Genomic DNA, 7,722 nt, shown 5'->3' on the forward strand with positions numbered 1-7,722 from the left:
AAGACGGCTTAAGGAAAAAATGGGCGTTCGGCTCTTCCACATCACAATCAATAAACTGCACCGGCTCTTCTTGAGCCAGCACATGCGCTAAGTTTACCGCTACAGTTGTCTTGCCTGTTCCGCCCTTACCGCTGGCTATTGCCACTCTCACACTATCACTTCCTACTAGTGATGACATGCACTGTCACCAAGAGTGAGGTCTCCGGATAAGTAGGCTTTTACCACATCATCGATGGGTCCGCTGGCACCAATGACTACAGAAATGTTTTGCTGAGCAAAAAGCTCTTGTGCTGAGGGGCCCATGCCACCGGCAATAATACAATTAACGCCTTTCTCACCTAAAAAGCGTGGCAAAAGTCCCGGCTGGTGCGGAGGACTGGTAACAACCGTTTTTGATTTGACTTGGTTGTCTTCAACATCATAAATAGTGAACTCCGGACAATGACCAAAATGAGCAGCCACCTGACCACTCTCTGTTGCTACTGCTACCTTCATAATAGTTTACCTCCCATGTTTTATTGCTAAAAAACGGCCACAGCCGCCGAGCTAAGCACCCGGGAAAATAAGCTTAACTTAGCATATGGTTCCTACGGCTGTGGCCTTTCCTGACGAAGTAATGACCTCAACTTTAGATACCGCTATGAGGCTTTACTGTAGGCCCTGATGCCTGGGCTAGTCGCCCCTCTTTCACTGCCGCTAGGGCTTCGCTCACAGTACCTTCAGCGCCGACATAAACCGGAATTCCGCTGGCCGCCAGCCCCCGAGCGGCGTTGGGGCCGATGTTACCGGTAACTAAAGCATCTACCTTTTCCTTGGCCAAATACTGTGCCACCGCAATTCCGGCACCACCGGTCTCGTTTAGAGCCGGATTGGGGACAGCCTCCCAAGTATTAGTATTGGTATCAACAAAAAGCAGGTATTGACAACGTCCAAAGCGTGGATCCACAGCACTGTCAAGAGAACCTTGCTGGGCTGTAATAACAACCTTCATAATCGCCCTCCTACCTAATTTTATTTATCTTTGCCTTCATCATCTGCCGGCTTCTCCAGTTCGGCCAGACGTTCCTCGATATCTTCTAGCTGGTCTTTTAGGTAGGCGGCCTGCTGTTTTAGGATCTTACCCTCGTCTACCTGCTCGGCCGGAAAAAAAGGAGGCACTGCGCCTTGTGGCGCCCAACCGGGCATGCCTGTAGCCCAATAACGATGCCTGAATCCGCGTCCGCGCCCTCGTCCACGGCCGAAACCAAACCCACGGCCGCCGTAACCAAAAGGTCTACATGCTCCTGGGGCAGGAAAACCGGCACAATATCCTAATCTACGTCCAGTTAGAGGTCCCATTCCCTGTGGTCCAGTTCCATCACCAAACGGCATTACAAGTCACTCCTTTCTTGTTTTTATATAATTAATGAGCATATGCTCATTACTAGTATACCCTAGGTTATGGGCACTAGTCAATATCTAGAGAAAAAATTTAATGTATATTCTTCCATTTACCACCCTTAAATATTTTCAACTAGGCCCTTCCTTACTTCAAGATTACAATTACGGCAGTAACCAAAAAGCTGTAGAGATGTACTTGTTACCATAAAATCGGCTTCTTTCTCTACAGCATTCATATATTTGTTCAGTTCTTTTTTATTGGCATCAAAAACCCGACCACAGCTTAGACAAATAAAATGACCGTGCTGTTCGTGGGCAATCTCATACCTGGTGGACCCCTTAGGTACTACGATAGGACATATCATTTTCAGCTCGGTTAACAGTTCTAAAGTTCTATAGACCGTAGCCAGTCCAATGTTTGAATAATACTTCTTTGCTTCAGTATATATTTCTTCAGCTGTAGGGTGCTCCGGCATGGTGTTGTTCAAAGCTTGGAGAACAGCCCGTCTTTGAGGAGTCAGCTGATACTTATCATTTTTTAATTTTTCTAATTGGTTTGCCAGTGGCATAGTACGAGCTTCCCCCCTAACCAAATTCATTATTCTAACTCAAACACGCTACCAACGGGTATGCAGGCGAACTTATCACCCAGTGTATTATATAGGGCAACACTGGCTTCAAAACCAGTACAATGCCCAGCACCGACTATGTCTAGATCTAATTCGCCCAAGGCTTCGACGGTACACTTGATCCTCTCATTAGTAGCTCTATTAAGATGTGTTCCGCCGAAAAAAGCGTGTATCTTTTCTTCGCCGGTTATCAGCTGCACATGTTGTAAGGTGTTGATGAGCCCGGCGTGAGCACACCCTGAAATGACAACTATTCCTTGGGAAGACCGGACTATAAGAGCCTGGTCATCTAAAATTTTATCCTGTTCCCAACCGCTGTTTGATTTTACTTGAAATTTGTTTGATATTTTTTCATACGGAGTTAACCGCGGGATTGCACCGGTCAGAAACACGCCTTCTTCCAGCTCTGTCGGCGTGGTCCGCAGATTCAATATAGCGCCCTCGTATTGAAGTTGCTCCCTGGTCCAGCCAATGCCAATATATTCCGGATCCGCATCTTTTTTTATTGTGTAACGTTCGCTAAACACATCGGGATGAGCGTAAACATCCACCGGGCCATAAAGCTTAAGAACATCCCTAAGTCCGCCGGTATGATCATAATGGCCGTGGCTTAAGACCACTGCCGAAACATCAGTTAGATCTATCCCTAAAACCCCAGCGTTAGAAATTAATGTATGACTGGCGCCGGTATCAAAAAGTATCTTCCTACCGTTAACGTTTACCAAAGCAGCAAAACCATGCTCGGCTAGCAGTTCGGGCTGCCGTACGGTATTCTCCACCAGAATCGTGATTGAAACAACTGCCAGTTCAAGCACCTCCCCCGGATAATCCGCTATTTATATAGTATCTTTGTTATGGGCATATGTCAACAATAAGTGTAGATTTTCCCCTCATTCTGCTTCTTTTTTTGATCTATAATCCTCTATCGCTTTTTTAAGAGCAGCAGGCCCAAGTAAAGAACAATGGATCTTGGGGTCAGGTAAGCCACCGAGGCAGGCCATCACATCGCTGTCGGTTATGGCCCAGGCTTCAGTTAGGGTTTTATTCCGGGCCAATTCCGTAGTTGCACTGGTAGTTGCTATCGCCGCCGGACATCCGTAAGCCTCAAATTTTATGTCGCTTATTTTCCCATCGGTAACTTTGATCTCAATTTCCAAATAATCACCGCATTCCAGGGAACCTACCGCTCCTACGCCATCAGCATCGGGCAACTCCCCTACATTGCGTGGATTAAGGAAATGATCAAGCAATAAGTCAGTATACATTGGTAAAATTCACTCCTACTCTTAAAAGATTGTTTCTTAGCATATTGATCAAATGCTCTTTTATAACTAAACATTAAACCTGCTATTGTTCATATGTCAATAATCGAGGCCCAATATTTGCTGCCTATCAAAAAAGCCATGGCGATCGTCGCCATGGCTTAAAAATTGACTAACATCTAGGAAACCTCGATAGATCCTCCCTAGCTAAAACCCAGGAGGCTACCCACTTGATATACTAACACCGCTGCTCCCCAACCCAATAGCATGGTATAGCCCACGGCAAAGGCAGTCCAGCCGAGGGAATTTGTTTCTCTTCTAATAGTAGCAATAGCAGCAGCACATGGTGTATATAACAGACTCATAACCATAAACGAGTAAGCCGCTAGCGGCGTCCAGTGTTGAGCGATCACCTGGGTTAACCCAGCCTCCTGCACCCCATAGACAACTCCTAACGTGCTCACCACCACCTCTTTGGCCAAAACTCCGAAAGCCAGTGCTACTCCTGCTTCCCAAGTACCGAACCCAGCCAGCCTAAATAGCGGGGCAAGAAATGTTCCAATTTGTCCTAACATGCTCTCTTGGCTGGCGTACTGTACCCCCAATGGCAAATTAGCCAGCGCCCATACCAAAACCACTGCCATTAAGATAATGCTACCGGCCTTACGAATAAACATCCGCGCTCGCTCCCACATATGGATAAAAGTACTTTTGAAAGTGGGCAAACGATAAGGCGGCAATTCCATCACAAAGTACGAGGTCTCGCCCTTAAACAAAAACCGGCTAAATAATACGCCCATTACTATGGCCAGCACCATTCCCAGCAAATAAAGGGAGAATATCACCAGCCCTTTATTAGCCGTGAAGAAAGCCCCGACAAACAAGGCATAGATCGGTAAACGAGCACTACAAGACATAAGCGGCGTAATCAAAATAGTAATCAAACGGTCCCGTTTGTTCTCCAAAGTACGCGTAGCCATAATGGCCGGGACAGTGCACCCGAAACCCAACAGCAACGGAATAAATGACTTTCCATGCAAACCAAGCACGTGCATAAAACGGTCCATAATATAGGCGGCCCGAGCCATATAGCCGCTATCTTCCAGTAACGAAATAGCGAAAAAGAGCAGCATAATATGAGGCATAAATGCCAACACTGCACCGATACCGTTAATGATACCGTCGGTTACCAGCGACGTCAGCAATTCCGGCGCCCCAATATTAATCAGCCAGTTAGCAGCGATCCCTGCTGACCAGTCAAAAAACGCTTCCACTAAATCGACTAACCGATCCCCTATAACAAATGTCAGCTGAAAGACAGTCCACATTACCAGCAGAAAAATAGGAATGCCTAGGTATCGATGGGTGACGATGGCATCGATGCGATCGGATAACGATTTTTGTTCCATCGCTGACTGCTGCCGAACCACAGTCTGCTTAGCCATATTGACGATAAAGTCATACCGCCGATCAATTAGCGTGGATTCGATATCTTCTTCAGCTAAGTCCAAGCGATCAACAATTTCCTGTAGGCGTTTTAGTAGCTGCTCGCTTCCGGGATAGCGAGCTAATCGGCCCATGGTCGTTTCGTCCTGCTCTAATATCCTCAGCGCTAGCCAGCGAGATGGAAAATCAGCTGCTATGGCAGCGTTGGCCCTAATTTCCGTCTCCATTAAGTTTATAACCTCTTCTAGCTTAGGGCCATAGTTAACTCCAACCGACTTCCGCTGCCGAAGCTGGGCACAATTAACCGACCGGGCCACTAACTCCTTAAGACCTTTGTTTCGAATAGCCACCGTTGGTACCACCGGCACCCCCAGCAGTTTTTCCAGCTGCTCTATATCAATGGTTGTTTTTTTAGCTTCAAGCTCATCGTACATATTAAGAGCCACCACTACATTGGCTCCCATTTCCATCAGCTGAACAGTAAGATACAAATTGCGCTCTAAGTTAGTAGCATCGACAATGTTGATAACCACATCAGGTTTTTTAAACAAAATATAATCACAGGCTACTCCTTCATCTTCGGAATAAGCGCCTAAGCTATAAGTCCCCGGAAGATCCACCACCCGGATAGGTTCTCCCTGAAAAACAAGCTCACCTTCTTTTTTCTCCACCGTCACCCCTGGCCAATTGCCTACATGTTGACGAGAGCCGGTCAAATTGTTAAAAACAGTTGTTTTGCCTGAATTAGGGTTGCCGGCCAAGGCAATAACCAGCGGTAATTCACACTGTGCTTCTGTATTTAGAACTTGTGCTGCTTCCACATCTATTCCTCCCTTAAAGTTAGTCCCGCCTAACATTGGCCAATAATGGTAATTCTACAATACCTCTTCTTCCACTAATATTTTAAGGGCCATACCGCGTCCCAAAGCCAGTCGACCTTCACCCACAGAGATAATCAGCGGACCGCCCACATCGTTTTTTATCACCCTTATTGCAGTGCCACAAACAAGCCCCATTTCTGTCAGTCGGTGAGACAAGTTCCTACCACCATCGAGTTCTCGAATTAAGACTGTACTGCCGGCTGGAACAAAGCCAAGTGGTAAGAGACGTTTCTTCATTTCTTTATCGCCTCCACCCAAATGCTGGCCGCTTCTTCTTTTCTTAGACTTAGGTGATAACCTTTTACCGTAATTTCTATCGGATCACCCAGCGGAGCAGTACCTGTAACAACAACTTCTGTACCTAAGGTAACCCCCATCTCCAAAATCCGCCGCCGCACCAGACCTTGGGCTTCGATTTTAACTACACTGCCGCCTTGTCCTACTTTGAGCTTGCTTAGTCTGTTAATGATTTTCGTGTCCAAAGAAACTTGCCTCCTTAGTTATTTAACCTAATTCTGCTCGTGCCTATTGGCAGTAAATCCTGTCCCTTCGTCCGGCAAAGACACAACCGGCAAAAATTCTACCAGTTTCTCCATAGTTTGTGGGCTTATTACATGTTCGATCATACAAGCGTCTCTTTCAGCGATCTCTGGATCAACTTCCAATACATCAATCAAAAATTGCTTAAGTAAGCGGTGCCGCTGACGTACCTTGGTCGCCAGCTCCCGACCGACACCGGTTAGCTCTACTGGGCCGTAAGGCTCCTGTTTGACGAGCTCCTGCTTTTTCAGATTTTCAATCATCTGGGTCACACTGGGTTTAGTAACATTTAGTTGGCCGGCAATATCGCTCACCCTTACTAAACCATCCTTCTCTGTAAGATCGAGGATCGCTTCCAAGTAATCTTGCATGGATGAAGAACCTGTCAGGACATAAGGCATATTCTTCACTCCTTAGCATCAACAACAAAAGTTAGTTGTGCCTAACTTCTTGTCGTAAAATAATGGTATGATAATCATTCTCATCCTGATTCTATGATAGCTATTTCCCTCGGCTTTGTCAATGTAAATAACGATCGCTTTGATTTACATTTAGTGATACGTTTACGGTAAACCTAGTTTAGGGCACGAAAACTCTTTCCTCTTTTCTATATTGGGCAGAATGTATTAAGAAATGATTGGGAGGCTTGACGATGAAGAAGAAAACATTGTTGACGGTGATAGTCTTGGGCGCTGTTTTTATAATTATGGCCGTCTCTGGAATCACAACGTTCGGCTCCAGTATAAGACTTGGCTTCATCGAACGCAGCCATGCTGACCTATGGTCGGCAAAATATTACCTGTTTACAGGTTTTAGAGAGCGCAAAATAAATCCTGGAGATACTCCTCATGACCTTAATATTGAAATAAAAACATCTTCGGGTAACATCGATTTGGAAATCAAAGGTGAAGATGGCACTGTGTTTTACTCTGAGCAGGATATCCCCACGTCATCTTTTGTGGTAACAATAACAGGGAAAGTGTCAGTTCGTATAACTGCACGCAGGCACCGTGGCGGATTTTCGGTAAAATGGTAGACAGCTCGTATTACCGCGTACATATTCCACCGCTTCTCCGGTTTTTAGAGCAAAAGAAGCCGGGCGGCCACAGAGTGTCTCCCCTACGCAAGACTTGCAGCCCATAACCCTACTCTTAGGGAAGGGCCTCTGTGCCCTCACGAAATAAATAACGTGCAGGTTCCAATGTGAGGCCGGGCCCCGTGCCGGCCCCTTGTCTATAGGAATACTTGGTGTAATAAACTGATATGCTGCTTGGATAACCATTGATCGCAATAGTTATTCATGTTATTATTATTCAAAGGCATTTTAGGGAAGATTCTTGCCCTATCTGATAACGTTTTATTAGTTCACTCATATAAGGAGGGTCTCTAATATGATGGCCAAGTTTAGGCACCGTTTTCGCTGGTTGGGTTGGGCGTTAATTATGGTCTTGGTTTTCCCTTCGCTTCCCGCGTTAGCCAGCGGGCCATCAGTCCCGGAGCAGAGCGTTACACGGGAAAACTTGAGCCATATCGAACTTTACGAGAGCGACGCTGACCATGCTTCTTTGTTCCCTGGCTACAGTG

At 46.1% G+C, this 7,722-nt stretch carries 13 protein-coding genes; 2 read left to right on the forward strand and 11 right to left on the reverse strand.

The window, feature by feature from the left end:
* The 11 genes from GX016_04165 to GX016_04215 form a co-directional block, all read right to left on the reverse strand.
* The coding region (locus GX016_04165; GenBank protein HHT70754.1) for a P-loop NTPase at positions 1 to 151 on the reverse strand (151 nt) is incomplete at its 3' end.
* 14 nt (positions 152 to 165) lie between these two features.
* Positions 166 to 495, reverse strand: a complete 330-nt coding sequence (locus GX016_04170) for a dinitrogenase iron-molybdenum cofactor (GenBank protein HHT70755.1) — start codon at positions 493 to 495, stop codon at positions 166 to 168.
* 133 nt (positions 496 to 628) lie between these two features.
* Complete coding sequence (locus tag GX016_04175) at positions 629 to 991, reverse strand: dinitrogenase iron-molybdenum cofactor biosynthesis protein (protein ID HHT70756.1); 363 nt, start codon at positions 989 to 991, stop codon at positions 629 to 631.
* Positions 992 to 1,011: 20 nt separating this feature from the next.
* A complete protein-coding gene (locus tag GX016_04180) occupies positions 1,012 to 1,371 on the reverse strand; it encodes a DUF5320 domain-containing protein (GenBank protein HHT70757.1) in 360 nt (119 codons plus the stop codon).
* Positions 1,372 to 1,499: 128 nt separating this feature from the next.
* Positions 1,500 to 1,949: a transcriptional repressor gene (locus GX016_04185; protein HHT70758.1), complete on the reverse strand. Its 450-nt coding sequence runs from the start codon at positions 1,947 to 1,949 to the stop codon at positions 1,500 to 1,502.
* Between the two features lie 29 nt (positions 1,950 to 1,978).
* The gene (locus tag GX016_04190) at positions 1,979 to 2,824 is read right to left on the reverse strand and encodes an MBL fold metallo-hydrolase (GenBank protein ID HHT70759.1); all 846 of its coding nucleotides are present in this window, start codon (positions 2,822 to 2,824) and stop codon (positions 1,979 to 1,981) included.
* 75 nt (positions 2,825 to 2,899) lie between these two features.
* A complete protein-coding gene (locus GX016_04195) occupies positions 2,900 to 3,274 on the reverse strand; it encodes an iron-sulfur cluster assembly scaffold protein (GenBank protein ID HHT70760.1) in 375 nt (124 codons plus the stop codon).
* Between the two features lie 200 nt (positions 3,275 to 3,474).
* Positions 3,475 to 5,574, reverse strand: coding sequence for a ferrous iron transport protein B (gene feoB, locus GX016_04200; GenBank protein ID HHT70761.1), 2,100 nt, complete (start codon positions 5,572 to 5,574; stop codon positions 3,475 to 3,477).
* Positions 5,575 to 5,592: 18 nt separating this feature from the next.
* Positions 5,593 to 5,835, reverse strand: a complete 243-nt coding sequence (locus tag GX016_04205; protein HHT70762.1) for a ferrous iron transport protein A — start codon at positions 5,833 to 5,835, stop codon at positions 5,593 to 5,595.
* Positions 5,832 to 6,065 carry a ferrous iron transport protein A gene (locus GX016_04210; protein HHT70763.1) on the reverse strand — a complete coding sequence of 78 codons (234 nt, stop codon included), beginning with the start codon at positions 6,063 to 6,065 and terminating at the stop codon, positions 5,832 to 5,834. The genes GX016_04205 and GX016_04210 overlap by 4 nt, the downstream gene beginning before the upstream one ends.
* Before the next feature lie 42 nt (positions 6,066 to 6,107).
* Positions 6,108 to 6,539, reverse strand: a complete 432-nt coding sequence (locus GX016_04215) for a metal-dependent transcriptional regulator (protein HHT70764.1) — start codon at positions 6,537 to 6,539, stop codon at positions 6,108 to 6,110.
* 251 nt (positions 6,540 to 6,790) lie between these two features.
* Here GX016_04215 and GX016_04220 point away from each other — a divergent pair, with 251 nt between their 5' ends.
* Complete coding sequence (locus tag GX016_04220; GenBank protein ID HHT70765.1) at positions 6,791 to 7,174, forward strand: hypothetical protein; 384 nt, start codon at positions 6,791 to 6,793, stop codon at positions 7,172 to 7,174.
* A gap of 355 nt (positions 7,175 to 7,529) precedes the next feature.
* Positions 7,530 to 7,722, forward strand: a 193-nt coding sequence (locus tag GX016_04225; GenBank protein ID HHT70766.1) for a hypothetical protein, incomplete at its 3' end; no start/stop codon positions are given.

This window comes from Bacillota bacterium (genome assembly GCA_012837285.1).
Taxonomy (GTDB): domain Bacteria; phylum Bacillota; class DTU030; order DUMP01; family DUMP01; genus DUNI01.

Excerpts from the sequence above, each read along its gene's own strand:
- GX016_04180 (HHT70757.1), bottom strand. The coding sequence starts at position 1,371 with ATGCCGTTTGGTGATGGAACTGGACCACAGGGAATGGGACCTCTAACT.
- GX016_04175 (HHT70756.1), bottom strand. The coding sequence starts at position 991 with ATGAAGGTTGTTATTACAGCCCAGCAAGGTTCTCTTGACAGTGCTGTG.
- GX016_04215 (HHT70764.1), bottom strand. The coding sequence starts at position 6,539 with ATGCCTTATGTCCTGACAGGTTCTTCATCCATGCAAGATTACTTGGAA.
- feoB (HHT70761.1), bottom strand. The coding sequence starts at position 5,574 with ATGTTAGGCGGGACTAACTTTAAGGGAGGAATAGATGTGGAAGCAGCA.
- GX016_04220 (HHT70765.1), top strand. The coding sequence starts at position 6,791 with ATGAAGAAGAAAACATTGTTGACGGTGATAGTCTTGGGCGCTGTTTTT.
- GX016_04205 (HHT70762.1), bottom strand. The coding sequence starts at position 5,835 with ATGAAGAAACGTCTCTTACCACTTGGCTTTGTTCCAGCCGGCAGTACA.
- GX016_04170 (HHT70755.1), bottom strand. The coding sequence starts at position 495 with ATGAAGGTAGCAGTAGCAACAGAGAGTGGTCAGGTGGCTGCTCATTTT.
- GX016_04185 (HHT70758.1), bottom strand. The coding sequence starts at position 1,949 with ATGCCACTGGCAAACCAATTAGAAAAATTAAAAAATGATAAGTATCAG.
- GX016_04195 (HHT70760.1), bottom strand. The coding sequence starts at position 3,274 with ATGTATACTGACTTATTGCTTGATCATTTCCTTAATCCACGCAATGTA.